This window comes from Algoriphagus boseongensis, from assembly GCF_004362805.1.
Classification (GTDB): domain Bacteria; phylum Bacteroidota; class Bacteroidia; order Cytophagales; family Cyclobacteriaceae; genus Algoriphagus; species Algoriphagus boseongensis.
In genome coordinates this window covers 1,348,579-1,374,710 of sequence record NZ_SNYF01000005.1, presented here as the reverse complement: position 1 = coordinate 1,374,710, position 26,132 = coordinate 1,348,579, and the positions used below count along the sequence as shown (strand labels likewise).

24 protein-coding genes are annotated in these 26,132 nt (G+C 39.0%); all 24 read left to right on the top strand.

Translation table 11 applies throughout. The features are described 5' to 3' along the window. Positions 1 to 41 precede the first annotated feature (41 nt). The 24 genes from DFQ04_RS05910 (at position 42) to DFQ04_RS05795 (ending at position 26,094) form a co-directional block, all read left to right on the top strand. On the top strand, positions 42 to 914 hold the full coding sequence (locus DFQ04_RS05910; RefSeq protein WP_262709428.1) for a glycosyltransferase family 2 protein: 873 nt from the start codon (positions 42 to 44) through the stop codon (positions 912 to 914). Further along, complete coding sequence (locus DFQ04_RS05905; RefSeq protein ID WP_133553625.1) at positions 911 to 1,876, top strand: glycosyltransferase family 2 protein; 966 nt, start codon at positions 911 to 913, stop codon at positions 1,874 to 1,876. Before DFQ04_RS05910 ends, DFQ04_RS05905 begins: the two co-directional genes overlap by 4 nt. Continuing rightward, entirely contained in the window at positions 1,873 to 2,748 is an 876-nt protein-coding gene (locus DFQ04_RS05900) for a glycosyltransferase (RefSeq protein ID WP_133553623.1), read from the top strand. Before DFQ04_RS05905 ends, DFQ04_RS05900 begins: the two co-directional genes overlap by 4 nt. Before the next feature lie 5 nt (positions 2,749 to 2,753). Beyond that, a complete protein-coding gene (locus DFQ04_RS05895) occupies positions 2,754 to 3,665 on the top strand; it encodes an NAD-dependent epimerase/dehydratase family protein (RefSeq protein ID WP_166637264.1) in 912 nt (303 codons plus the stop codon). Continuing rightward, positions 3,662 to 4,819 (top strand): glycosyltransferase family 4 protein, encoded by a 1,158-nt coding sequence (locus DFQ04_RS05890; protein WP_133553619.1) that lies wholly within the window; start codon positions 3,662 to 3,664, stop codon positions 4,817 to 4,819. Before DFQ04_RS05895 ends, DFQ04_RS05890 begins: the two co-directional genes overlap by 4 nt. Positions 4,820 to 4,875: 56 nt before the next feature. Then, positions 4,876 to 5,823, top strand: a complete 948-nt coding sequence (locus DFQ04_RS05885) for a glycosyltransferase family 10 domain-containing protein (RefSeq protein ID WP_133553617.1) — start codon at positions 4,876 to 4,878, stop codon at positions 5,821 to 5,823. Between the two features lie 2 nt (positions 5,824 to 5,825). Then, positions 5,826 to 6,725, top strand: coding sequence for a glycosyltransferase family 2 protein (locus tag DFQ04_RS05880; RefSeq protein WP_133553615.1), 900 nt, complete (start codon positions 5,826 to 5,828; stop codon positions 6,723 to 6,725). An 89-nt stretch (positions 6,726 to 6,814) separates the two neighbouring features. Next, on the top strand, positions 6,815 to 7,348 hold the full coding sequence (locus tag DFQ04_RS05875; RefSeq protein ID WP_208110502.1) for an acyltransferase: 534 nt from the start codon (positions 6,815 to 6,817) through the stop codon (positions 7,346 to 7,348). Between the two features lie 9 nt (positions 7,349 to 7,357). Then, positions 7,358 to 8,683 (top strand): glycosyltransferase, encoded by a 1,326-nt coding sequence (locus tag DFQ04_RS05870; RefSeq protein WP_133553613.1) that lies wholly within the window; start codon positions 7,358 to 7,360, stop codon positions 8,681 to 8,683. Continuing rightward, positions 8,680 to 9,705 (top strand): glycosyltransferase, encoded by a 1,026-nt coding sequence (locus DFQ04_RS05865; RefSeq protein WP_133553611.1) that lies wholly within the window; start codon positions 8,680 to 8,682, stop codon positions 9,703 to 9,705. Before DFQ04_RS05870 ends, DFQ04_RS05865 begins: the two co-directional genes overlap by 4 nt. Positions 9,706 to 9,756: 51 nt before the next feature. Next, positions 9,757 to 10,884 (top strand): glycosyltransferase, encoded by a 1,128-nt coding sequence (locus DFQ04_RS05860; protein ID WP_133553609.1) that lies wholly within the window; start codon positions 9,757 to 9,759, stop codon positions 10,882 to 10,884. Next, positions 10,884 to 12,152: a glycosyltransferase family protein gene (locus DFQ04_RS05855; protein ID WP_133553606.1), complete on the top strand. Its 1,269-nt coding sequence runs from the start codon at positions 10,884 to 10,886 to the stop codon at positions 12,150 to 12,152. Before DFQ04_RS05860 ends, DFQ04_RS05855 begins: the two co-directional genes overlap by 1 nt. A gap of 24 nt (positions 12,153 to 12,176) precedes the next feature. Then, complete coding sequence (locus tag DFQ04_RS05850) at positions 12,177 to 13,271, top strand: acyltransferase family protein (RefSeq protein WP_133553604.1); 1,095 nt, start codon at positions 12,177 to 12,179, stop codon at positions 13,269 to 13,271. Between the two features lie 8 nt (positions 13,272 to 13,279). Next, positions 13,280 to 14,437, top strand: coding sequence for a glycosyltransferase family 4 protein (locus DFQ04_RS05845; protein ID WP_133553602.1), 1,158 nt, complete (start codon positions 13,280 to 13,282; stop codon positions 14,435 to 14,437). A gap of 21 nt (positions 14,438 to 14,458) precedes the next feature. Continuing rightward, positions 14,459 to 15,733: a hypothetical protein gene (locus DFQ04_RS05840; protein ID WP_133553600.1), complete on the top strand. Its 1,275-nt coding sequence runs from the start codon at positions 14,459 to 14,461 to the stop codon at positions 15,731 to 15,733. Beyond that, positions 15,723 to 16,727: a glycosyltransferase family 4 protein gene (locus DFQ04_RS05835; protein ID WP_133553598.1), complete on the top strand. Its 1,005-nt coding sequence runs from the start codon at positions 15,723 to 15,725 to the stop codon at positions 16,725 to 16,727. Before DFQ04_RS05840 ends, DFQ04_RS05835 begins: the two co-directional genes overlap by 11 nt. 29 nt (positions 16,728 to 16,756) lie before the next feature. Further along, entirely contained in the window at positions 16,757 to 17,896 is a 1,140-nt protein-coding gene (locus DFQ04_RS05830; protein WP_133553596.1) for a glycosyltransferase, read from the top strand. Positions 17,897 to 17,905: 9 nt separating this feature from the next. Further along, positions 17,906 to 18,478 carry a WcaF family extracellular polysaccharide biosynthesis acetyltransferase gene (locus DFQ04_RS05825; protein WP_133553594.1) on the top strand — a complete coding sequence of 191 codons (573 nt, stop codon included), beginning with the start codon at positions 17,906 to 17,908 and terminating at the stop codon, positions 18,476 to 18,478. A 24-nt stretch (positions 18,479 to 18,502) separates the two neighbouring features. Beyond that, positions 18,503 to 19,258: a glycosyltransferase family 2 protein gene (locus tag DFQ04_RS05820; protein WP_133553592.1), complete on the top strand. Its 756-nt coding sequence runs from the start codon at positions 18,503 to 18,505 to the stop codon at positions 19,256 to 19,258. Between the two features lies 1 nt (position 19,259). Further along, positions 19,260 to 20,924, top strand: a complete 1,665-nt coding sequence (locus tag DFQ04_RS05815) for a capsule assembly Wzi family protein (protein WP_133553590.1) — start codon at positions 19,260 to 19,262, stop codon at positions 20,922 to 20,924. Between the two features lie 1,302 nt (positions 20,925 to 22,226). Further along, the gene (locus tag DFQ04_RS05810) at positions 22,227 to 22,526 is read left to right on the top strand and encodes a GIY-YIG nuclease family protein (RefSeq protein ID WP_133553588.1); all 300 of its coding nucleotides are present in this window, start codon (positions 22,227 to 22,229) and stop codon (positions 22,524 to 22,526) included. Positions 22,527 to 23,061: 535 nt separating this feature from the next. After that, positions 23,062 to 24,219: a glycosyltransferase family 4 protein gene (locus DFQ04_RS05805; protein WP_133553586.1), complete on the top strand. Its 1,158-nt coding sequence runs from the start codon at positions 23,062 to 23,064 to the stop codon at positions 24,217 to 24,219. Between the two features lie 128 nt (positions 24,220 to 24,347). Then, positions 24,348 to 25,484: a DegT/DnrJ/EryC1/StrS family aminotransferase gene (locus DFQ04_RS05800; RefSeq protein WP_133553584.1), complete on the top strand. Its 1,137-nt coding sequence runs from the start codon at positions 24,348 to 24,350 to the stop codon at positions 25,482 to 25,484. A gap of 1 nt (position 25,485) precedes the next feature. Then, the gene (locus DFQ04_RS05795) at positions 25,486 to 26,094 is read left to right on the top strand and encodes a sugar transferase (protein ID WP_317129591.1); all 609 of its coding nucleotides are present in this window, start codon (positions 25,486 to 25,488) and stop codon (positions 26,092 to 26,094) included. Positions 26,095 to 26,132: the final 38 nt, after the last annotated feature.

The window sequence follows — 26,132 nt, the reverse complement described above, 5'->3', positions numbered from 1 at the left end:
TGGTATTTCTTTAGTGAAGCTCATCTTAAAAGTATTTTAGTTTGTTACCCAGTAATCCTCTCGTCTCTGTTATCATACCCTGCTACAACCATGGTCAATATGTCATGGAGGCTATTGCCTCCGTACAGGCACAAACCTATACAAATTGGGAAATCATTGTTGTGAATGACGGTTCCACCGAAGAATTAACAAATGAAATACTTTCCAATCTTAATATGACAGGTGTGCAGGTAATCCATACCAGGAACCAGGGATTGCCGGCAGCCCGTAACAATGGGATTGCCCGGGCCACAGGTGAATATGTGTTGCCGTTGGATGCGGATGACAGGATAGCAGCCACCTATGTTGAAAAGGCAATGGATGAATTTAAAAGAAATCAGGAAGTAAAATTGGTTTACTGCAGGGGAAGATATTTTGGAGCCAGAACCGATGCGGTTCCTTTTAATGGAAATCCTTTTTCCCTGAAAGATTTGTTGCTGTATAATTTTATCTTTTGCTCGGCTTTTTTCAGAAGAAATGATTTTAAAGCAGTGGGCGGATATTCGGTTTCAATGAAGGGCGGATGGGAGGATTGGGACTTTTGGATCCGCCTGCTCAAGGATGGAGGCAATGTTTTTCAATTACCCGAGGAGTTGTTCTTTTACCGGGCGAAGCACTCTTCGATGATTGAGGATGTAAAGCAAAATGTAATGCTTCAACAACGTCTGGGCGAGCAATTGTTCAGTAATAACAGGGAGGTATACTTTTCCGTTTTTGGTTCACCCCTGGAGGTATACAGGCAGTGGCAACAGTTAAAACAGGAAAATGATACCGTTGAGGCAGCAAGGCAATCTGTTTACGCTACTGCCAGTTACAGGTTGGGACATATTTTGTTGTATCCCTTAAAGCGTTTGAAAGATTTTCTGAAAAAATGAGCACTTCCGTTCAGGTCATCATTCCCAATTATAATCATGCTTCCTACCTGGCGGAGCGTTTAAAAAGCATTGCCCTGCAAACGTATGGCACATTTCAGGCTGTAGTTTTGGATGATTTTTCTGCAGACACAAGCCGGGATATTATTGATGCTTTTGTGATAACGGACCCAAGATTTAGTAAGTATTATAATACGGTTAACAGCGGCTCCACTTTTGTGCAATGGAATAAAGGGGTTGCTATGGCCAGGAGTGAATATATCTGGATTGCAGAGTCGGATGATTCGGCCGATCCTCTTTTATTGCAAACACTTATTGCCAAACTGGGTGCTGATCCGGAAATAGTATTGGCTTATTGTCAAAGCAACCGCATGAATGCAGAGGGTGAAGTAACCGGCTCTTGGCTGGATTTTACAGCCGATCTGGACCCCGAGGGGTTATTTACTACTGATTTTATAATGGACGGAAAAGAATACATCCAGCGCTTTCTCATTCATCGTAATACTATACCCAATGCCAGCGCCGTATTGTTTCGAAAATCTGTTTTTGAAAAAGTGGGCGGTGCACTGGTGAATCTGAAAACCAACGGCGATTGGTTAACATGGCTAAAGATGCTTTGTTTCGGTAAAGTAGCCTTTGTAGCTGCGTCCTACAATTACTTCAGGTATCATAATAAAAGTGTGATAGCTAAGGCGCATCAAACCGAGCATAAGAATACCTATCGGGAACAATACGACACGGTGATGCGAAGGGAATTCGTTTCTTTTTTGAAACAGCATGCTATTGGCCTTTCACCGAAACTGCTGCAAACCAATCAGTACTACATTTCGTTGGACCTTGGCCATAAGGGACTCTACGAATTAAAATCGGGTCAATTTTTTATGGGTTGGAAGCATGTGCTAATTGCATCCTTCTATCCAAAAATGCAATCGGGTTTTATTAAAAAAGCGCTTGGTTTGTTATGATTACTGTGATCATTTGTTCGGTAAACCCCGATTACCTGGCAGCTGTTACGCAAAATATTGCCAATACTATTGGAGTGCCTTATGAACTCATTACTGTAGATAACCTGGATAGTGGTAGAGGAATTTGTAGCGTGTATAATGAGGCGGCAGCAATAGCGAAGTACGACTTCCTGTGCTTTCTTCATGAAGATGTGTTGTTTCATACCCAACAATGGGGTCATATAATCTGCAAACTACTTTCTGATAGCACCATAGCCCTTGTGGGTGTATCAGGCGCTGTGTATAAATCGGCCTTACCGGGCAGTTGGGTGGATTGTGACAAAAAGCATTACCGTGCCAATACCTGGCAACACCAGCCCGCCACTAATATTGCCGAAAGGGTGCAATTGAATCCGAAACAGGAACTGTTTTCTGAAGTGGCGCTGATAGATGGCGTGTGTATGGCCACCCGGAAAACGGTATGGCAGGAGCATCGTTTTGATGACGTGTTGTTAAAAGGATTTCATGGATATGATTTTGACTTTTCATTGAGTGCCGGTACAGCGGGGAAAGTAGTGGTTACCCATGAAATTTTACTGGAGCATTTTTCTTCCGGCTCCTTTTCATACGGCTGGTTGAAAGACACTCTTTTATTGCACCGCAAGTGGCAGCACGCATTGCCACGCACTGTTGCAGTGCCTAGAGTAAGCGACCCTTATTCCGATTATGTTGCTGCTGTTTCATTGCTTTCGCATTTATTAAGACATAAGGGTTTTAAAAAATCAGTAATTCATTATTACCGTATGTTACTGTTAAAGTACTTCCATCACAACCGTTTTCGTTTTACCAAGACCGTGATGAAGTATTTATTTTTTCATCAAACCATTCAATAATTCAGGTGAAGCATATACTTGTACTGGGTTCCGAGGGCTTTATTGGCAGGCATGTAGTTACAGCAGCCATACAGCAAGGCCATCATGTTTATGGTGTTGACATAGCGGATAAAATGCCTGCTGCATATAACTATGAAAAACTTTCATTGTTAAGTGCAGACATTGATTTGTTTTTATCGGCCCATCCATTTGATATCATTATCAACTGTGCCGGAAGTGGCAATGTGGGTTTTTCGGTGCAGCATCCGCTCACTGATTTTGATTTGAACACTCGTTCTGTGGTTTTTATTCTGGAGGCTGTGAGGAAGCATCAGCCTGCTGCTACCTATGTACATGTTTCCAGTGCTGCAGTTTATGGTAATCCGCACACCTTGCCGGTAACGGAGACAGCACAGTTACAACCCGTCTCTCCTTACGGTTATCATAAATGGATGTCTGAAATGGTGTGCAGGGAGTATGCAGCGTTGTATGGTCTGCGTTCAGCCATTGCAAGGCCTTTTTCGGTATACGGGCCCGGTTTGCAAAAGCAATTGCTTTGGGATCTGTTTCAGAAAGCAAGCCGGCAACAGGAGATTGTATTGTGGGGTACCGGGGAAGAAACACGTGATTTTATTTTTGTGGAAGATGCTGCTAACGCATTACTCAGGATGGGAACACTTGAAACGGGTACATCAACTGTTTATAATCTGGCATATGGTCAACCGGTAACTGTTCGCCACGCAGCCGGGTTGCTGATGGAATCGTTGGGTTGGAACAGAACCATACATTTTAATGGAGAAGTAAAGGAGGGTGACCCCCGGTTTTGGCAGGCCGATATTTCGGCCATAAGGGCCATCGGTTTTGAACCATCTGTTTCCCTTGTTGAAGGCTTCAAGCTAACAGCTGCCTGGTTATTATCACTCAAAGAAAGTCAATGAATGTAGCACATGTAATTGTTAATAATCTAGGGGGCATCACTTCATTGGTGCAAAACCTGGTTTTATACAAAGGGAAAAAAGCCCTGCCGCAGGAACTGGTGGTACTGGATATAAAAAATAATCCCAATCAAAAAGCGCTGCTCGATACCGAAGTGGAAAAGATAACCCGTTATTTTCCACTGAATCCACTGGATAACTGGTATTACACTTATGGCAAACTGGCAAAAATGCTGAGTGAAGGTGAAGGTATATTGGTTTCAAACGATCAGTACGACCTTATTATGCTGCAGGCATTCAACATCCCACGCAAGGTAGTGCAACTGGTACATGATCCTTACAATGTGGAACTCTCTTTAAAATTTCATGATGTAATAGATCATTTTATTACACATAGCTGTTATATCTATGACATACTAAAGGCACAGTTACCGCACCGTGCAACGGATCTGACCTATGTGCCTTATGGCATTCCGCTGCACCCTCCTGTGATGCGGGAACTCCGGCTGGAAAAGTCATTAAAAACGGTGTTCCTTGGCAGGCACGATAAAGCAAAAGGGGTCTATGATCTATACGAAATCGACAGGATATTGAAGGAATGGAATGTACAAGTTGACTGGTTGATTTTAGGAAAAGGCCCCGAAACAGGGGGGCTGCATCAGCAATGGAACGGCCAGCCCCATGTAGTGTTTGAAACACCGGCTACTTATACAGATCTGATGACAGCGCTGGGCAGTGCTGATGTAATGGTGTTTCCCACAAAGTTTGAAGGGTTCCCGGTGGCTTTGCTTGAATGCATGAGCCGGGGTTGTGTACCGGTAGTTACCGACCTGCCCGGGGGAATAAGAGAATTGGTGGAAGATGGAATAACCGGCTTTAAATGCCCTATCAACAGTAATGAAGAATTTGCGGCAGCTGTTGAAAAGCTTCACCACAACAGAGCATTGTTATTGCAAATGCAAAACAATGCTTCCCATATTGTTTTTGAGCTGTATAATGCCGTTCATCAATCGCCCAGCTATCAGCAAGTGTTTCATACGGTTGCTGTAGCCGATTCGGTTCCCAGGCATCATACTGTAAACCGAAAGATCGGATCAAGGTTGGATCAGCCGTTTTTTCCTAATATAATTACGTCTCTTATTCGAAGAATGATTTAAAAGGCACATGTATATATAAGAAAATATGAAATCCAATTTTTGAATATTACTAAATTATGAGTCAACAAATACGATTATGCTTTTCTGATTTCTGGGGTTTGTTTGATTATAATGACAATTATTTTTTTCGGATTCTTAAGCAAAGATTCAATGTCGTAATAGATGAAGAAAATCCGGAATATGTTATTTACAGCACATTTGGTACCAACTTTCTGAAATATAAAAATGCAGTTCGAATACTTTACATAGCAGAAAATGTAAGGCCCAACTATATGGAATGTGATTTTTCAATCGGGTTTGATTATGCTGCATACGGAGGAAAAAATCTGCGGTATCCATTATATGTAATGTATGGATTTACTCCCCAATTGTTGGAGAAAAAAGATCCTCAATTGATTTTGCAAAGCAAACCCCTTTTCTGCAATATGGTGGTTTCTAATGCTTTTTCAAAAAAGCGTATTGAATTTTTTCATTTATTAAATAAACATAAAAAAGTAGATTCAGGCGGTAGGGTATTAAATAATATCGGTGGTCCGGTAGCAAATAAAATGGATTTTATTAAGCAATACCGGTTTACCATGGCTTTTGAAAACTCCTCTTATCCGGGTTACACAACGGAAAAAATATTTGAACCTATGAAAGTAAACAGTATTCCTATTTACTGGGGGAGTGAACGAATTGGTAACGAGTTTAATGAAAAAAGTTTCATTAACGTACATGCATTCGGAAGTTTAAAAGAGGCGGTATCAGCTGTTCTTGAATTGGAACATAATCCCGAAAAACTATCCGATATGCTGGCCGAACCTTGGTTTATTGACAACAAACTTCCGGAGTATTTTGATAATGATCGTTTCTGTAATTTTTTTGAACAAATCGTTTTTGTGAAGAAACATCCTATGACCGCAACAGAGGTTATTAAGCGGCAAGCATTAGCATATGTAAATATTTACAGAAAAAAGTTAAAAGCAAAGATCCTGCGCAAGTATTACTGCCAGGTCAGTTAATTATGAAAGTGCAATCTCCATTAGTAAGCGTTTTAATGACGGCCTATAACCGCGAAAAATACATAGCGGAAGCCATTGAAAGTGTGCTTGCACAAACGTATACAAATTGGGAATTAATTATTGTAGATGATTGCTCTACTGATAATACTGTGGCTATAGCTCAGTCTTATGCAGCAAATGATAGCCGTATAAAGGTATATGTTAATGAAAAAAACCTGGGAGATTATCACAACAGGAATAGGGCTGCCTTTTATGCAACTGGAGAGTTTATAAAATATTTGGATGCTGATGATATGATGTATCCGCATACAATTTCTGCAATGGTAAATGCAATGGAATATTTTCCTGATGCAGCCTATGGTTTTAGTTATTTTGGCCCACAAGATGATACTATTAAGTATCCGCTTTTGTATTCACCCATCGAAGCATATAGAAAGCATTTTTTAGGTGGTGGTTTTTTTTATGCAGGGCCGGGGGGGGCAATAGTCCGCAAAAAATATTTTGATGATGTAAAAGGATTCAGCGGAGCAAGGTATATAGGTGATACCGAACTTTGGTTTAAATTGGCTGCCAATTACAACTCTGTTCTTTTTTGGCCTACATTAATATGGTGGAGATCTCACGAGGATCAGGAAAGCAAATACGAAAGTAAAGATTATCAGGCACAGGTAGAAAGATATAAACTTGTTAAGAAAGTTTTAAATGAAAAAAATCCATTATCTAAAGATGAAATAGCAATAGCCGATAAAAATTTCACAAGAATATATTGTCGCAATATTTTAAGATATTTTTTTAAAGGGAATTTTAAAGGTGCAAATTATTTAAAAAAGCATGGAAAAGTTTCATTGATTGAAGTGCTTTTATCCGTAATTCCTGTTAATAAGCTTAAAAAAATCATGTAAGCTGAAATTAATTTAATTTAAGTTTTAGTGAATTTTATCGATCTATGTTAAGACTAATGTTTCGTATTTTCCGAAAAATAAAATTCATTTTGGGATCAATTAAATTGAACTTAAAAATTATTGAATGGAGAGTTTTGTTTGGCCCAAGATTTTCAGTTGGTGATCAATTTAGTGTTGGACGTTTTTTTTCTTTAGCTTTTGATGCTTCAAATTCAAAAGTTTCAATTGGTATTGATGTTCAATTTCGTGATTATTGCCAAGTGCGGTCGGGCATGAATGGTATTTTGTCAATAGGTAATCATGTATTCTTTAACAATTTCTGTAGTATAAATTGTTTTCATAAAATAGTTATAGGTAACGATTGCCAGTTTGGTGAAGGAGTAAAGTTTTATGATCATAATCATCAATATAAAACATCTAATAAACTTATCAGTGAACAGGGTTATTCCACAGGCAGTATTCGGATAGGCGATAACTGTTGGTTCGGTTCTGATGTAATTGTATTGAAAGATGTAGAAATCGGAGATAATGTTATTGTTGGTGCAGGTTGTATCATTCATAAATCTATTCCTTCCAATACTATTGTTATTAACAAACAGGAACAAGTCTTAAAATCGTATTAAACTGTATCCTTGAAAGTCCTCCAAGTCCTAAATCATTTTCTTCCCTTTCAAACCGCAGGTACCGAAGTGTATACCTGGGCATTGAGCAAACAGTTGCAAAAACTTGGGGTAGAAGTGAAAGTAATAATACCCAATAAGGGAACAAAGGAGGCAGGAGATTATGTCTATGATGGGATAGTGGTACATCAATTTGCTGAACCGTCGCTGGTGGATCGTTCGCTGATTATGGGTTTTCGTGCACCAGAAGGGTTGAAACATTTTGTTGCGTATTTAAAAAGGGAGCAACCTGATCTTGTTCACTTTCATGAACTGGCGGGGAGTAATGGCATCACATTGAAACATGTACTAGCTGCAAAGGAAACAGGAGCTAAAGTGATGATGACCTTTCATTTAGCCGGCTACTCCTGTAAAACAGGTACGCTTGTTTATAAAGGCGAAATGTTGTGTGATGGGGTGATCGATCTTCAGAAATGCAGTACCTGTTATTTGCATACACGGGGCTTTTCAAAAGCCGCACCGTATTTAGTTCGTACTTCCAATGTATTGCATCAGCTTTCCATTGATGCATCGCAATGGAACAATAAGGTTGGAACAGCATTAGGAACGGTCCACCTTCTTGCCAAACTTAAAACCGATCTTCATACGTTGGTTGATGCCTGCGATCGTGTGGTATCCATCACTCACTGGTACCAACAGGTGCTGTTGGCAAACGGGATTGATAGACGGAAAATTAGTTTTATTCCTCAGGGCCTTCCGCAATCAAGAACTGCATTGCGGGTAGAAAATAAAGCAACCCAGCGGCCTCTGCGACTTCTTTTTTTAGGCCGAATTAATCCGTTTAAAGGCCTACATCTTCTGTTGGAAGCTCTGAAGGAGATTGATTCTGGAATGGTAACACTTTCAGTCTATGGCAATTCAGATGATGCCGAATACCAATCCGAACTTCGTGCTAGTACTTCCAACCGAATAAATATTTATTGGAAAGGAAATTTGCAGCAGAAGGAGGTGGTGGAGACAATGCAGGCACATGATGTGTTGTGTTTGTGTTCGACGTTTTCGGAGATGAGTCCACTTGTAATACAAGAGGCTTTCGCTGCCGGAATTCCGGTGATTGCAAGTCATGTGTATGGCAATGCGGAGCAAATCCGTCATGGAGAAAATGGGCTGTTATTTAAATTCAAGGATGTGGAAAGTTTACGGGAGCAAATACAGGCATGCATTGATGACCCCACACTGGTGAATCGTCTGAGTAAAAATATTCAGCCCCCCCTTGATTTTTCAGTAGTGGCAAAAGCCTATTATCAACTCTATCAAAAATTGAAATTTCCTTCATGAAAATACTCCTAGTCATGGATCCGGGTATCCTTGTGCCGCCTAAAGGCTACGGCGGTCATGAGCGCTTGGTCTATATGTTTGCCCAGGAATATGCCCGTTTGGGACATGAGGTACATTTGTTAGTGACCACCGGTTCCGAAGTAGAAGGTTGTACCGTACATTCATTTGGTAAAGAAGGATTCCCTCCTAAAAAATGGGATGCAAGGATGGCCATACCTACTGCCTGGCGTTTTTTGTGGAAGCATCGAAATAAGTTTGATCTTATTCACAATTTTGGGCGATTGGCTTATCTGTTGCCGATCCTTAATGATCCGATCAAAAAGATCATGACTTATGGTCGTGAAATCAGCAGTAGGAACATTCAATTAATAAATAAGTTGCCAAACCGAAATCTGGTGTTTACAGGATGCAGTAAAGATCTTATTAGTAGAGTTGATGCCGGAGGGCGATGGGAGGCTGTTTACAATGCCATTCCTTTTCATAAGTACACCTTAAAGGCAGTGGTTGCTGAAGATGCACCCCTGATGTTTTTGGGCAGAATTGAAAAAATAAAGGGTGCCCACACAGCCATTTCTGTTGCCAAAGCAACGGGGCATCGACTAATTCTTGCCGGTAATATATCGCCGCTGACTGAGGAGCGGGCCTATTTTGAGCAGGAGATTAAACCCCACATCGATGGAAAGCAAATTGAGTATGTGGGGGCATTGAATGATGAACAGAAGAATCATTATCTCGGACAGGCGAAATCATTATTGTTTCCCATTGAATGGAATGAGCCGTTTGGTATGGTTATGACAGAGGCGATGGCATGTGGTACACCGGTGATCGGTTTTGGTAGTGGATCGGTACCGGAGGTGGTTAAAGAGGGCGTTACAGGGATTGTTGTAAAGGATGCAGTCGAAATGATTGCAGCGGTTGAAAAAGTTTCTTCCATTAACCGACAAAAATGCAGGGTAGTTGCCGAAGCACAATTTGATGTACCAGTGGTTGCCGCACATTATTTAAATCTTTTTAAATACTAGTATGCCCAATGTTGATTTTTTGTCAAACCTGAAAAACTTAATGCAACTATTATGAAGCCAAGAGCTCTTTTTTTATCGAATGAAATTTATTTTGATGCTTCCAAAAAGGAAGGAGGAGTTAGGGTGTGTACCGAAGAATATCTGGCTTTGATCGAGAAACTATTTGATGTAGAAGTTTTTAAAGTGTCTTATCATATTTCTTTTACTTACCGTCTTCGGGTGAAGCTTGGGTTAAATATATATAATGATTATCAACCCGAACAATATGCCAAGGAGCTAGAAGATGTGATCCGGACCAAGAAAATTGAATTGGTGTTTTTAAACCTAAGCAATACGGCTCCTTTTGCAGCAATTATTAAAGCAATTTTTGGTAATCAAGTTAAAGTGATCTTGTGTTCGCATGGTAATGAATCAGGTGACTATCTGCATGAAGCTACCCGTTTTCAGAAAAAGAACTCATTCTTCCGTGGTTGGTTTTCGTCTTATGCACTTGGCCATATGCTAAAGAAAGAAGCTGAATTTCGTCAGAAAGGCCTCGACGCTGTGTTAACTGTTTCTCCTGTTGAAGAAGCATTGGAAAACTGGTTAGGTGCCAAACAGGTGCTGATGGTGCCTAGAACTGTAACAACACAATTTTTAACGCGTAATCCTGTTGCGGGCCGTGTTGGGTTTATTGGTGATCTGAGTCATGCGCCAAATTTTTTTGGTATTGATGAAGTGTGTAAAGCCATTGAATTACTTCCTTCATATGAAGGAGTCAATCTGCGATTGGTGGGTGCTCCCGAAGCTGTAGGAGAGCGGCTTGCTGCAAAGTATCCATTTGTCAATTATCTGGGTTATATGGATAATGATTCCTTGCAGCAGGAAGTTAGCAGCTGGACCTATTTCTTAAACCCTGTTTTTTATTATTCACGGGGTGTCAGTACCAAACTTGCGAAAGCGTTTGGCTGGGGTATACCAGTTATAACCACAAAAATTGGTTGCAGAGGTTATATCTGGAGAAATTGCGATCCGGTTATGGTAGATACTCCTGGCACAATGGCTAAAGCGATACAAGAGCTTTCAAATCAATCAGAAAGTTTTGAAATTGAGAGCGAACAGATTCGGACGCTTGTGACCTCCATTCCTGATATGGAAGAAAATTCAAAACAGTTGGCTCTTTTTCTGAAACAACTTTAGTGAAAACTCTCCTAATCATTTATCCCCATTGGGTTCCGGCCAATCTTGCCGGTGTACAACGCCCGAGATTGATCGGGAATTACTTGATGGATTTGGGTTGGAAACCGCTTCTGATTTCGGTGGATTCCCAATACTATGAAGAACCTCTCGATCCCTTGATGGAAAAAACCGTATCTCCGGATATCGAATTGATTTACACTAAAGCCTATCCAGTCACCAAACCAAGAGTAATAGGAGATATTGGCTTGCGGGCCTTTTCTTTTCTTAAGAAAGCAGCCCTACAAATTTGCCGAGAACGTACTATAGATTTTATCTGGATTCCCATTCCATCCTTTTACACCGCTTTGTTGGGCAGGCAGCTTCATGATCTAACAAACATTCCTTATGGGATTGATTATATCGATCCTTGGGTGCATGATCTTACCAATCAAAGCAATCTAAGGGCAAAACTCAGTCAGTTTGTTGCTAGGGTTTTGGAACCCTATGCTGTAAAAAAAGCATCCCTGATTTCCGGGGTTTCCACCGCGTATTATTGGCCGGTTATTCAGCGGAATTTTAAAACTCCTCCTGTGCATGTAGGAATGCCTTATGGCTTTGACCCAAAAGATCATGAAATTGATTTGAAGGATATAAGTTATCCTTGGAATGAGAATCCAGACTGCAAGCCTTGGATCTATGCGGGGGCATTTTTACCCAATTCACATTTGTTTGTTCAAACTTTTTTTCAAACCATAGCCAATTTGCGTAAGGCAGGAAACTGGGATGAGCGAATCAGATTGTATTTTGTAGGAACGGGGCCATATCCTGCGAAGCGGATTACGGCATATGCCAAAGATTTTGGTCTGGAAGATATCGTGAGGGAACATCGTGAGCGCTTTCCTTTTTTAAAGATTCTTAATTTCCTAGCCAAAGCAGATCGGGTGTTGTTAATCGGAAGTACAGAGCAGCACTATACTGCTTCCAAGACCTTTCAGTGCCTGCTCAGTAAGCGTCCTGTATTTGCGATGTTGCATGAGAAAAGTTCTGCTGTGGAAGTGATCCGGCAAACGGGTGCGGATGAATTTTTACTGTCCTATCAAGACGGTGAAGTGGCTGCGGATTTGGTTGAAAAACTTACGCCTTTGTTAATGATATTTCAGAAGGAGGTCGATTGGAAAATTGACCTGAGCCCTCTTGATAATTATACTGCAAGGGCATCAGCAAGGGCATTGGTGAACGCTATGGATGAGGTGCTGTCCAAAGAACAGGTAAAAAACCTTAGGTTATAGGTTTTTCAAAGTTAAACTCAATAAATGAAGGTTTCTTATTTCAGGGAATTAGACGGCGTTAGAGCATTTGCGGCTCTAATGGTGATGTTTTTTCATTTTTTTCAAACGGCTGATGACGGTTCAGCTGTCGTAAATTTTTTATCGAAAATCGCTGTGTTTGGTCAAACCGGTGTTTCGTTATTTTTTGTGTTATCTGGCTTTTTAATTACCCGCATTTTAATAGCAACGAGGGATTCTAAAAACTTTTTTTCCGCCTTTTATCTTCGCCGCATTTTACGGATTTTCCCTCTTTACTATTTGTATCTAATTCTATATTATTTTGTTCTACCTTTTGTTACCCAGTCAGATTTTGCAGATTGGGGTCAACAATTCTGGTATTGGTTTTATTTGCAGGGATTTCCTATGACTTTTAATTGGCCTCATGCTGGGCCGGATCATTTCTGGTCCCTAGCCGTTGAGGAACATTTTTATTTATTCTGGCCTATTCTGCTTTTTTACATTCATCCCAGTCATATATCCCGAATTATTGCTGTTATAATTGCAATTGCTATTTGTCTTCGGTTGTTTTTTGTGTATCAGTCGTATGAGACATTTTATTTTACTTTTACGCGAATGGATGAATTGGCAATGGGCGCACTGATAGCTGTTCTTGAGTTAAAGAACAAACTGTCCACATCATATTTTAACCGTTATTTAGCCAGCTTTCTATTGCTTGCTTTGCCATTGATAGGTCTATGGGTCTGGACCAGTGGGTCTGGAATTTTGGTAATTCAAGTAGTTAAATACAACTTTATTTCAATTTCCTTTTTTTGTATTTTATGCATTATTTTATCCTCAAAATCCGACTCATTTTTAAATCGATTTCTACGAAACAGGGTTTTGTTTTTTTTAGGTAAGGTGAGTTATGGCCTTTATGTATACCATCCTTTTGTTTATTTGTTGTATGCCACTTACACACCGATATCGAATGTTTTTTTAAACTTTGCAGGATCTTTTTTACTTACGGTGGTAATAGCAACTATGAGTTATTACTCTTTTGAAACACCCTTTTTAAAAATGAAAAAGTACTTTACTTATTCGGTTTCAAAAAGAAGTATGAGATCAGAATTAATCAGGTAGTTTTTGGTATGAAAAAGCTGGCCATCATCACCACTCATCCGATTCAATACAATGCTCCTTGGTTTGCCCTTTTGGCTTCAAGAAGAGAAATTGATCTAAAGGTGTTTTATACTTGGTCGCAGTCAAGGGAAAAGGTAAAGGACAAAACCTTTGGAAGGGAAATCCAATGGGACATTCCGCTTTTGGAGGGGTATTCCTTTGAATTTGTTGAAAATGTTTCCAAAAAGCCAGGCTCACATAACTTTTTCGGGATAGATAATCCAAGCTTGATATGGCGAATAAATGCTTTTAATCCAGATGCCATTTTGGTATTTGGCTGGAATTTTAAGAGCCATTTAAAAGTGTTACGATATTTTAAAGGGAAGGTACCTGTTTGGTTTCGCGGAGATTCTACTTTATTGGATGAGAATCCTGGGGTTAAAACCTGGTTAAGAAGGCAGATTTTGCGTTGGGTGTATCAACATGTAGAAAAAGCCTTTTACGTAGGTTTAGCTAATAAGAGTTATTTTTTGAAGCACGGCTTATTGGAATCCCAACTGGTCAACGCACCACATGCTATAGATATTGACCGCTTTTCTGATAATATCGAAAAAAAATATGAAGAAAAGGCGAAGACTTGGCGACAAGAATTGGGCTTTTCATCAGAGGATTTGGTGATTTTATTTGCAGGAAAAATGGAAACTAAAAAACAACCTGATTTCCTGATGGAAGCAGTGATCAAAGTCAATGAAAAGCAATTAAATCCCATAAAATTAATTTTGGTGGGAAATGGACCATTGGAGGCTGGATTAAAAGAGCGAGCGAAGTCATATAATTTTATCACTTTTATACCCTTCCAAAATCAAACCATGATGCCAGTGGTATATCGACTAGGGGATGTGTTTTGCCTTCCCTCCAAAGGACCTGGTGAAACCTGGGGCTTGGCGGTGAATGAAGCGATGGCAAGTGGCCGAGCGGTTATTGTAAGCGATAGGGTTGGTTGTGCTGAGGATTTGGTTTCCAAAAGTGTGGGTTGGATATTGCCGACTGGTGAATTGATTATTTGGCTTAATTTGCTACTAAAGCTAGAATCTAAGCAATTGAGAGAAATGGGTAATTCAGCGATGGAACAAATTCAAGCTTGGTCATTTGAACGAATGGTAAAAGCGATTGAGAGTGAAATTTAGAATTTATGAAACTAGAATTGAATGAGTAATTGGGGGCTACTTGGACTAATAACAGTCTTCTACGTAGGTTATCGATTTATTAGAGAATTAGGTAAGAGTTTGCCAATTCTCGAATTGATGCTTTTGGTAGCTGGTTTACAATGGATCGTAGGCCCTTTAATCGAATACTCTTTCCCAACCTTACATTACAAATATTACATGTATGTGGAGGAGCCTGTTTATATGGGGTATGTAGCTCCTGCATATTTTGTTTTTTCGGCTGTTTTGCTAATTGGTTTAAGGAAAAAATGGAAATATTTTATCCCCCTGGAAGATTTAGGTTTTTATTCCCGGTATGGGATTTTTTTGTTTTTAGTAGGTTTAGGCTATGACTTGCTATCCGGATATCTTGGGTTCTTAGGGTTTCTGGGCTATATCATCTCTAATTTAAAGTTTGTAGGTGCTATAATTTTGTTTTTTTCACCTAAACTAAGCTTAAGAAGGATTTTTTACCTAATGATCCTATTTTTATTTTACCGATCGCTGACTACAGCTTTATTTCATGAGTTTATCCTTTGGTCTGCTTTCTTTTTTATTTTTTGGGCCTATCAATACAAGCCTTCCATTAAAATCATTCTAACCACTTTTTTATTGGCGGGATTTTTCTTATTAACCTTACAAAGTGTAAAAGCCGCTTATCGCTCACAAGTTTGGTCTGGCTATGCAGGAAATAAAGTCGAACTATTTTTTACTTTGTTTTTGGAATCTCTTGTCTCTGAACCAATTGAAAATGAGGACTTAGATACTGAAGTCAGCAACAATGTACGGTTAAATCAGGGTTGGATAATCAGTGCTATTATGTACCATGTGCCTAATGAACAGGAGTTTTTTGAAGGCGAAACAATAATTGATGCCATAAGATCCTCTTTTGTTCCAAGATTTTTGGATCCTAACAAAACCCTTGCGGGGGGCAGGGAAAACTTTTTAAGGTTTACCGGTCTTGACTTAGGAGAAGGTACTTCTATGGGTATCAGTATTGTGGGAGAGGGGTATGGTAATTTTGGAGTAGAAGGAGGAATCTTATTTATGTTTGCTTGGGCACTTTTTCTGTTATGGGTTTGGAAATTCATTTTGAGAAAAGTTTACCATAACGTATTGTTGACAGCATTTATTCCCTTGATTTTCTTTCAGGTGGTAAAAGCTGAAACCGAATTGGTGGTGGTCCTAAATCACTTGGTAAAGACCCTGATTTTTGTGTTGGTATTTATTTACATGACTAGAAAATTTTGGGCATTTAAACTGATATATGCCGATTGAGGTTTTATTCCTATTCAGGAAACCTTCTCCGAGATATCATAGTATCGAAAGTCTTTTTGAGACAATCGAGGATGGAGTATCCAAACATTTTTCCACTGGTAGGCTAAGTTTAAAACATGCTGGAGGCAGCCCTATTTCTCTTTTTTTAAATATTCTATTTTACAAAAAAAGCAATGGAAATAAGCCTGGGTTAATCCATATTACTGGAGATGTCCAATATATGGGAATTGTTACTGGGGAAAGGTCAATATTGACCATTCATGATATCCAATCTGCTTTGAAAGGGAGTTTTCTCAAGCAATTATATATCAAGATGTTTTGGTTTTGGCTGCCAGCCTGGAGAGTTCGCTATATCACTGTAATTTCAGATTTCACTAGAAAAGAGCTAACCCAACTCATTCCTTTTGCTAAAAACAAAATCAAGGTAATTCCAAATCCGGTCAACGAATCTTTTAAATATCATCCCGCTAAAGATTTTAATGAAAAATCTCCTTTGATTTTATGCATGGGCACCAAAGAAAACAAAAATCTGGAGCGAATAGTGGAGGCCATTTCTTATTTATCTTGTCGATTACATATTATCGGTCCCTTGTCTGGCGATCAAAAAAAAGTTTTGAGGAAGTTTGAAATAATGTTTCGAAATAGTGTAAATCTGTCTCATGAGGAAATTGTCCAAGCTTACCAAGAATGTGATATGCTTTGTTTCCCTTCCACTTACGAGGGATTCGGTATGCCCATTATCGAAGCTCAGGCAGTAGGACGGCCAGTGATTACTTCTGATTTGGGTGCCATGAAGGAAGTGGCAGGAGATTCGGCCTGCTTGGTAGATCCCTTTGATGTTTTTTCCATTCGAACTGGAATAAATCGAGTCATTCAGGATCAAGGCTATCGGGAAAATTTGATCCGTAAAGGATTGGAAAATGTAAAACGATTTGATGCAGAAGTGATTTCTAGATCTTATTTGAACTTGTACCAAGAAATATTGGAATCCTGATCTGGTCGAGTGATGAGAGAAATTGTTCCATGAAACGCATTTTTATCTTTTATGAGTATTTTCCTCCCGCCTTTAAAAGCGGTGGGATTACACGTTCTATCTCGAATCTAAGCCAGTTTTTAAGCAATTATTTGGAAGTATACGTGTTTACTGGAAGCAGAGATCTACATTGCGAAGACATACTTCCAGTCAAAACCGATACTTGGCTTAAGATTCAGGATAGGGTGTTTGTATACTATGCGAAAGAAAAACTCAGAAGAAAACACCTAAAGGAGGAGCTGAATAGAATTCAACCTCAGGTAATTTATATTAATGGCCTTTTTACCCCCCGTTTCAGTTTTTTTCCGTTGCTTTTAAAAGATCAGCTTTCCTTTCCTGTCAAATGGGTTATAGCTCCAAGAGGTATGCTTCAAGAGGGAGCCTTGGCCATTAAACCTTTGAAGAAGAGAATTTTCTTAAACTTGATGAAAGTTTTGAATCTTTTTGAGAATATATCTTGGCACGCCACAGAAAATCAGGAAAAAGAAGATATAGCTCGGTTTGGACTTGAGGATCAAACTATTCGAATAGCTTCCAATATTCCCGCGATTACGGATCCTCCATGTTTGGACCTGCCTAAAAAGAGAATGGAAATCCGGCTGGTTTTCCTGGCCCTGATTTCTCCGGTGAAAAATCTGGATACCTTATTGAAAATCTTGGCAGAGGTACCAAAAGGTTATTTGGTCTGTTTGGATATATTTGGTCCTATCAAAGATTCCCAATATTGGGAACAATGTAATTTAGAGATACAAAAATTACCGGAATTTGTTCAGGTTAATTACAAAGGAGAAATCAAGCCAGAAGAAAGTCATGAAGTTTTGGGATCTTATCATGCGATGTCCCTGCTGACCAAAGGGGAAAACTTTGGTCATGCGATATTTGAATCTTTATATGTGGGAACTCCCGTGTTGATTTCAGATAAGACTCCTTGGAGAAAGCTCCCAGAGTCTCAGGCAGGATGGGATATGGACTTGAGTCGGCCTATGGACATCAAAGATAAGATTCTGGAAATTGCGTCTTGGGATAAATCCGAATACCTTTCTTGGAGAAAAGGAGCAAGAGGTTTTGCGGAAAAATTTCTGAAGGAAACTGATTTTGAAAAACAGTATCGCGAATTATTCGAATTCTAAATCCTTGATTTGAAAAAGACAGATTTAAATAAGTTCCAAAACGATTGGTACAACCCGGGTTCCAAAATAAAAATTGGAATTTGGTATTGGGTTAATTTGCTCTTTTTCAAAAACCCATGGAACCCATTTTCCAAGTTAAAAGTACTGTTATTAAGGATATTCGGTGCCAAAATTGGCAAAAAGGTGGTAATCAAACCATCAGTAAATATCAAGTATCCCTGGTTTTTGGAAGTGGGGGATCAGGTTTGGATAGGTGAGGAGGTTTGGATTGATAACCTTGCTAAGGTAAAAATTGAGGCTAATGTCTGCATTTCCCAAGGAGCAATGCTTCTGACAGGAAATCATAATTATAAAAAATCCAGCTTCGACTTGATGGTAGGAGAAATTAAGCTAGAAGAGGGGGTTTGGATAGGGGCAAAGGCAGTAGTGTGCCCTGGAGTGACTTGCCATTCACATTCGGTTTTGGCTGTTGGTTCTGTTGCTACCTATGACCTAGAATCATATACCATATATCAGGGAAATCCTGCCAAACTCATCCGAAGCCGTATTATTTCGGAATCACTTTTAGAAAATTTTCTATAATTATTCATTAATTCTTTTACTCATTTGAAAGTTTCCATAATCACAGTTACCTACAATTCTGCAGCCACTCTACAAGACACAATTGATAGTGTTGAGAAGCTGGATTATCCGGAGATTGAATATATTATTGTTGACGGTGGATCAAATGATGGCACAATTGATTTGATTAAAAGAAATGAGGGTAAAATTACCAAATGGATTTCCGAACCTGATAAGGGACTTTATGATGCCATGAATAAGGGGATCCGAATGGCGACCGGTGATGTGGTAGGTATTCTTAACTCTGATGATTTTTACCATAGGACAGATGCAATTTCCCAGATAGTCAATACTTTTCAGGAATTCGGTACTCAATGTGTTTACGCTGATGTTCGTTTTGTGAGACCGGAGAACCTAGAAAGAACAGTTCGTTATTACTCTTCTAAGCGTTTTAATTTAGGTGCTTTTACTTGGGGGTTTATGCCTGCGCACCCTACTTTTTTTACTTATCGGGAAAATTTTGAAAAATTTGGATATTATAAATTAGATTATCGAATTGCAGCCGATTTTGAGCTTTTGGTTCGCTTTTTTTACAAGTACAAATTGTCACACCACTATTTGGAAATTGATTTATTGAAGATGAGATTGGGGGGAGTTAGTACTGCTTCGATAAAGAGTACATTGATTATTAATCAGGAGGATTTAAGAGCCTGTAGAGAAAATGGTTTGAAAACTAATTATGTTAGGTTGTATTCCCGTTATTTTAGAAAAATTTTAGAATTTACACCAAAGCTGTTTTGATTTGAGAAGAGTATTAGTTTTCATTTTTGCCCTCGTTTTTTGTCAAGCAAATTCGCAGGTGATTCCAGCTGGGTTTCCAATTTTGGAAGAACTTCAGAGGAGAAATCAACTTTTATCCCCTGATTCTTTACCCTATTCCTTTCTCCTTAGGCCCATTTCATCAAATTCAAATTATTATCAAGAAACGGAAACGCTTGAACTTCCTATTGAATCTGTCAAGGGAATTTCAATCGGAGTCCTTCCTTTTGTAAATACGTCACGTGTCCTTACCGGGCGTCAATACGGTTGGGCAGATTATGGACTAATTCCTAATCCTGGATTTCAAACCTATTTATCTGGGGGAATGCAGTCCAGATTCAAGTTTATTAACCTGACTTTCCGGCCTGAAATAGTTTTAGCTCAAAACGCCGGGTTTAATACTGGAATACGAGAGCTTACTAATTCTCAACTAAGCAGAAGGTTTTTATTATGGAATGTAAGTGATTTCCCTGAAAAGTATGGGGAGGGTCTATATTTCCGACCATGGTGGGGACAATCCAAATTGACTTTTCAATATGGTGCTTTTGAAATTGGAGGAAGTACTGAAAATATTTGGTGGGGTCCGGGTCAATTCAATTCATTAACATTTTCAAATAATGCCCAAGGATTTCCACATTTGACAATTAATACTACCAAGCCTGCCAAAACCTTTTTGGGAAATATTGAGATCCAAATGGTAATGGGTAAACTCCAAAATTCTGGACTTGCTCCCTCACAAGATCAAGAATTAAACGATCGTTTTTTTATCCCTTTTACAGGAGATTCACGGTATCTAAATGCAATAACTTTTACCTATAATCCAAAATGGATAAAAGGATTTTATTTTGGATTTTCCAGGACATTTCATCAATACAATGCTAATAGAGGAAATACTTTTTATGACTGGTTTCCAATATTTGAAGGCTTCCAGAAGAAAAACTTTTTCAATAATGGGAATTCTGTGGATTTCGACTCGAATGGTAGAGATCAAACCATTACTTTGTTTGGCCGCTTGGTTGTTCCGAAAACCAAATCTGAATTATATTTTGAATTTGGCAGGAGGGATCATGCTTTTACTTGGAGAGAATATATCCTAAACCCAGAGCATGCAAGAGCATTTATCTTTGGTTTTAACCAATTATTTGAGGTTCCAGATTGGGGAAAAACTCTTCAAATCCGAGCCGAAGCTACACACCAACAAGAATCAGTAAATTACAATCTGAGATATGGGCCAACTCAAGGGATAACTTGGCATACTAATATAACAGCTAGAGGTTTTGTTAATTATGGACAACCATTAGGTGTTGGAATTGGAACTGGATCAAACCTGCAGACTATTGAATTTTCCCTAGTGGAAGGAGTAGAAAAGATGGGTGTTTTGTTTGAGCGACTCGCAAATAATCAGGATTTTTACAACAAAGCATTATTACAATCTACTCAGCGAAAGCCTTGGATAGACCTTTCCATAGGCTTCCTATATGATAAGAAATTTGATAATCTCTTGCTAAGTTCAAAGCTTCAGTTGATCCATGCTAAGAATTATCAATGGCAGTTGGACCCTGAAAGCACCCCTGAGTTTCCTAAAGGGAAGAATTTGACATCGGTGATGGCTCAGGCGAGCTTGATTTACTTTTGGAATAAGAAGTGACGTCATTGCGATCCCCGTCATTGCGAGGGAAGAAAAAAAGACCTAATTCTTTTCCCTTTTATTCCTTCCCGAAGCAATCTTTTTTCTTACTTTCTACAATAGATCGCTTCGNNNNATCCCCGTCATTGCGAGGGAAGAAAAAAAGACCTAATTCTTTTCCCTTTTATTCCTTCCCGAAGCAATCTTTTTTCTTACTTTCTACAATAGATCGCTTCGAAGCAGTAAATTTTCTTAGAATAATCAAGCTATCGAGTTGCTTCTCGCGATGACGCACTAGCCTCGCGCGATGACGGCAGTACGTCATTGCGAGGGAAGAAAAAAAGACCTAATTCTTTTACTTTTCATTCCTACCCGAACCAATCTTTTTCTTTCTTACTATAAAAGATCGCTTCTTCGTGCCTCCTCGCGATGACGTAAAGGCCGAAGCAATCTTTTCTAATAATATGTATCGCTTCGAAGCAGTAAATTTTCTTAGAATAATCAAGCTATCGAGTTGCTTCTCGCGATGACGCACTAGCCTCGCGCGATGACGGCAGTACGTCATTGCGAGAGAAGAAAAAAAGACCTAATTCTTTTACTTTTCATTCCTTCCCGAAGCAATCTTTTTTCTTACTTTCTACAATAGATCGCTTCGTCGTACCTCCTAGCGATGACGTATAAACCAAAGCAATCTTTTCCAATAACATAGATCGCTTCGAAGCAGTAAATTTTCTTAGAATAATCTAGCTATGGATTTGCTTCTCGCGATGACGCACTAGCCTCGCGCGATGACGGCAGTACGTCATTGCGAGAGAAGAAAAAAAGACCTAATTCTTTTACTTTTCATTCCTTCCCGAAGCAATCTTTTCTATCACCTAACATAAAAGATCGCTTCGTCGTACCTCCTCGAGATGACGTATAATCCAAAGCAATCTATTTCTTACTTTTAATAAAAGATCGCTTCGAAGCAGTAAATTTTCTTAGTATAATCTAGCTTTCGATTTGCTTCTCGCGATGACGTACTAGCCTCGCGCGATGACGACAGTACGTCATTGCGCCTGCCCGCAGTGGCGGGAGGGTAGGGTAGAGATTATTTGTTTGACGTTCACATTACCTACTCGAAGCAATCTTTTTCTTTCTTACTATAAAAGATAGCTTCGTCGTACCTCCTAGCGATGACGTATAAACCAAAGCAATCTTTTCCAATAACATAGATCGCTTCGAAGCAGTAAATTTTCTTATAATAATCTAGCTATGGATTTGCTTCTCGCGATGACGTACTAGCCTTTCTCGATGATGTGTTTCCCAAAGCGAGTTTTTTAAATGGAAAAAGGTGGAGCAATTTACATTATGACCAATTTTAAGAACACAGTTCTCTATACTGGAGTTACGAATGATTTAATTCGAAGAGTATTCGAACACAAAAACGGTTTAAATCCCAATTCCTTTTCATTCAAATACAAATTAACTAAGCTAGTTTTCTTTGAATCCTTCCATTCGATCGAGGAGGCAATAGCCAGAGAAAAACAAATTAAAGGGGGGAGTAGAAGTAAAAAAGAAAAGTTAATCAATTCGATTAATCCTGAATGGAAAGATTTATGGGAAGAAATCCAGAGCTTTTAAGCCAATAGGCAAAATAAAAATTGAGCCTAAAAATATTTCGAAGCTTAGATTTAATATTAAGATCATTCAAACTAGCTTATTCAAGCCTAATCTCACTTCAGAAAGGGAAAAGTCATTCTTCCTTTACACCAAAGCCATACTAAAGCCTAGGATAAGCCTATATTCGTTCGACTTTCTTAGGAAGAGCTTTCCGAATTCTTACCGGGTTCTTACTTCTAGCCCTCGGAGAAACCTCGGAAGAACCTCGAAGAAAACTCCTATAAACATTGGCTTATCTACGGATTATCTAAGCTTTTGAATCGCACAAGAAGCCAAGAGTCGTTTGCTTATAATTAATTGTACCCCATAGAAAAAATCTTTGACCTACTCAGAAATGCATTTGATTATCCAGTTCCGACTTTTTGTTGCTACTAATTTGAATTTTGAATTTTCATAAAAAATCTTCTGAAAATTAATTATTTACCAATTTCTAGGCATAAAAATTGATTATTCTTAAATTAGGCTTATTGTTTAGCTTTTTTAAAACCAACCTATTATGAACTTTCTTTTTGCTCTTCTCACATCTTTTTCAGTGGGATTCCTTTTGACTCCTATTGTGATTTCTGTCCTTAGAAAGGCGAAAATCGGAGATGAACCCGGTGGACGTAAAATCCATAAAAAATTCACTCCTTCTATGGGAGGGATTTCTATTGTACTCTCAGCTTATGTAGCTTTGGCTATTTGGGGTTGGCAATATCCTTTACCTGATATCAGGTATTTGCTGGGAGCGATTGCTTTGATGTTTTTCGTTGGATTGAGGGATGATATGGTCGAACTCAGTGCCAAGCAAAAATTATTAGGGCAATTGGTAGCTGTACTCTTAGTGGTGGTTGCTGGGGATATCCGAATTAAAGATTTTCATGGCTTTATGGGTATTGAAGAACTACCCATATGGTTTAGCTATGGATTTTCATCCTTTGTATTATTAGCCTTGACTAATGGTTTCAACCTGATTGATGGATTGGACGGCCTAGCAGGAACAGTTGCCAGCATCTCTTTAATTCTTTTAGGAACGTGGTTCCAAATTCAAGGTTTGGAAAGTCTTGCAGTCCTAAGTTTTACATTGCTTGGAGGAATCCTAGCCTTTATGGCTTTCAACTGGCATCCCGCAAAAATATTTATGGGGGATACAGGTTCCCTGACTCTAGGGTTTGCGCTCGGTAGCTTAGTGATTGCATTTATGGAGTATAATTTTTCCTTACCCGAAGGAGCCCTACTGAAATTTAAGCCTTCTTTTACTACCGGCATTGCGTTAATGATCTATCCTCTCTATGATATGGCTAGAGTGTTTACCAGAAGGATTTCCAAAGGCCAGCACCCTATGACTGCTGATAAAACCCACATTCACCATTTTTTGGTGAGGATGGGCTTCAAGCATAATCAAGTAGCCTTGATTTTGGGTTTTGTCCAGTTAGGTCTTATTCTTTTGGTGTTAGGTTTAGGTGATTTATCAGATAACCTAGTCCTACCAATTCTATCCGCTGTAGTTTTGATTTCAGGGTATTGGTTGGATCGTGTCACGGTGAAAAAGGTGAAAAAGAAAGTAATGAACTCTCCCAAAATTTTGGAAATTAGACCCTTGTCAACGGAGAAAGTTTCTCAGTTTAGAATGGAGAAACAGGAAGTTGATCCTAAAAAATTACACCTGAATTAATTCTTTTCAATTAAAGAAAAAATAATAAGACCCCTTGAGGGTCTTTTTTATTTTCGGTGGTAATTTAATGTTGGTTGGGTTTTTGTAGTTTATTTGGTAAGTTTCAACTTGATTAGCTTTGCACCCTAATGGCTTACCAAATACCTCTTTCATTTCCGGTCTTCGAAGGTAATGAAAGTTTGTATGTACAAGAAGTTATGAGTTCCGGACATCTGGCAACTAATGGGGCTTTTATAAATAAATTCGAAACAAAACTCAATCGGAGACTTAAAACTCATCAGGTTATTGCCTTGAATTCGGGTACTTCGGCACTTCATTTAGCCTTGGTACTGATGGGAATAGGACAAGGTGATGAAGTGATTTGCCAGTCATTTACTTTTTGTGCATCCGCCAATCCTGTGATGTATCTGGGTGCGACCCCGATTTTTGTGGATAGTGAAACTGATACCTGGAATATTTCTCCTGAAATCCTAGAGGATACCATTCTGAGTAGGATTTCCTTAGGTAAAAAACCTAAGGCAATTATTGTAGTGCATCTTTTTGGCATGCCAGCCAAGATGAAGGAAATCATGGAGATTTCCGAGAAATATGGAATACCTGTAGTCGAGGATGCAGCAGAGGCTGTTGGTAGTAGGGTTAATGGTGCTTTTTGTGGAACCCACGGGAAAATTGGTATCTATTCCTTCAATGGGAATAAAATTATAACTAGTGGTGGAGGAGGAGCTTTGATCTCCAAAGAAGGTGCATTAATAGAACGAGGTAAATATCTGGCATCTCAAGCAAGGGAAGATTTGCCCTATTATCAGCACTTGGAAATTGGTTACAACTATAGAATGAACAATCTCGCTGCTGCAGTTGGAGTTGGTCAATTGGAACAGTTGGATGTGATGGTTTCTAAAAGAAGAAAGATCAATTCAAATTATAAGGCCCTTCTTGATGGGTATCCTGGGATAAAGTTTCAAGAGGAAAGCGAAAATTCGGAGTCTAACTATTGGTTGACTGCGATTTTGATTGATGAAAGGAAGACAGGATTTTCCAATGATAAGTTGAGGGTTTTATTGTTGAAAAATGGGATTGAAACCAGATTCTTATGGAAACCCTTACATATGCAGCCTGTCTTTAAGAGAATTCCTTTTTATGGAGGAAGAGTATCTGAGAATCTTTTTCTTCAAGGTTTATGCCTTCCAAGCTCCTCAAATTTAACTCAGGAACAGCAGGAGTATATTGTCAAGCTTATCGAAGAGGAATACAAAAAAGTATCTTGAGGTGATTTACAGGAAGTATGGGAAAAGGGTTTTAGACCTAATTCTTTCATTTTTAATGTTCTTAATACTTTTTCCAATTTTCCTTTTCCTCATTCTTATTCTTTCAATACATTTTAAAGGTTCTCCATTTTTTTTCCAGAAGAGACCCGGGAAATCCAATGTTGTTTTTGACATAATGAAATTTAAAACAATGAAGGATTCGATTGATGAGCAGGGTATTACTCATTCTGATGAGCATAGAATTACTTGGTTGGGTAGTTTGGTTAGGAAAACATCCCTGGATGAAATTCCTCAATTGATTAATGTGCTGAAAGGGGACATGAGTTTGGTAGGTCCCAGGCCTCTTCTCCCGGAATATTTACCTCTTTATTCTAGTGAACAAATAAAAAGGCATTCTGTAAAACCTGGAGTAACAGGTTGGGCCCAGATTAATGGTCGCAATGCAATTTCCTGGAGCAAAAAGTTTGAGTATGATATTTGGTACGCCCAAAACCTATCACTTTCCCTGGATTTAAAAATCCTTTTTGCCACACTTTGGAATGTGGTAAGGGGAAAAGGAGTGAGCCAAAAGGGTCATGTGACTGTAGGAAGATTTACAGGGGGAAATTAAATTGATTAAATCTCTTTTTTTGAAACCGGATTTATTGA

Excerpts from the sequence above, each read along its gene's own strand:
- DFQ04_RS05905 (WP_133553625.1), top strand. The coding sequence starts at position 911 with ATGAGCACTTCCGTTCAGGTCATCATTCCCAATTATAATCATGCTTCC.
- DFQ04_RS05900 (WP_133553623.1), top strand. The coding sequence starts at position 1,873 with ATGATTACTGTGATCATTTGTTCGGTAAACCCCGATTACCTGGCAGCT.
- DFQ04_RS05890 (WP_133553619.1), top strand. The coding sequence starts at position 3,662 with ATGAATGTAGCACATGTAATTGTTAATAATCTAGGGGGCATCACTTCA.
- DFQ04_RS05885 (WP_133553617.1), top strand. The coding sequence starts at position 4,876 with ATGAGTCAACAAATACGATTATGCTTTTCTGATTTCTGGGGTTTGTTT.
- DFQ04_RS05880 (WP_133553615.1), top strand. The coding sequence starts at position 5,826 with ATGAAAGTGCAATCTCCATTAGTAAGCGTTTTAATGACGGCCTATAAC.
- DFQ04_RS05865 (WP_133553611.1), top strand. The coding sequence starts at position 8,680 with ATGAAAATACTCCTAGTCATGGATCCGGGTATCCTTGTGCCGCCTAAA.
- DFQ04_RS05860 (WP_133553609.1), top strand. The coding sequence starts at position 9,757 with ATGAAGCCAAGAGCTCTTTTTTTATCGAATGAAATTTATTTTGATGCT.
- DFQ04_RS05850 (WP_133553604.1), top strand. The coding sequence starts at position 12,177 with ATGAAGGTTTCTTATTTCAGGGAATTAGACGGCGTTAGAGCATTTGCG.
- DFQ04_RS05845 (WP_133553602.1), top strand. The coding sequence starts at position 13,280 with ATGAAAAAGCTGGCCATCATCACCACTCATCCGATTCAATACAATGCT.
- DFQ04_RS05840 (WP_133553600.1), top strand. The coding sequence starts at position 14,459 with ATGAGTAATTGGGGGCTACTTGGACTAATAACAGTCTTCTACGTAGGT.
- DFQ04_RS05835 (WP_133553598.1), top strand. The coding sequence starts at position 15,723 with ATGCCGATTGAGGTTTTATTCCTATTCAGGAAACCTTCTCCGAGATAT.
- DFQ04_RS05830 (WP_133553596.1), top strand. The coding sequence starts at position 16,757 with ATGAAACGCATTTTTATCTTTTATGAGTATTTTCCTCCCGCCTTTAAA.
- DFQ04_RS05810 (WP_133553588.1), top strand. The coding sequence starts at position 22,227 with ATGGAAAAAGGTGGAGCAATTTACATTATGACCAATTTTAAGAACACA.
- DFQ04_RS05805 (WP_133553586.1), top strand. The coding sequence starts at position 23,062 with ATGAACTTTCTTTTTGCTCTTCTCACATCTTTTTCAGTGGGATTCCTT.
- DFQ04_RS05800 (WP_133553584.1), top strand. The coding sequence starts at position 24,348 with ATGGCTTACCAAATACCTCTTTCATTTCCGGTCTTCGAAGGTAATGAA.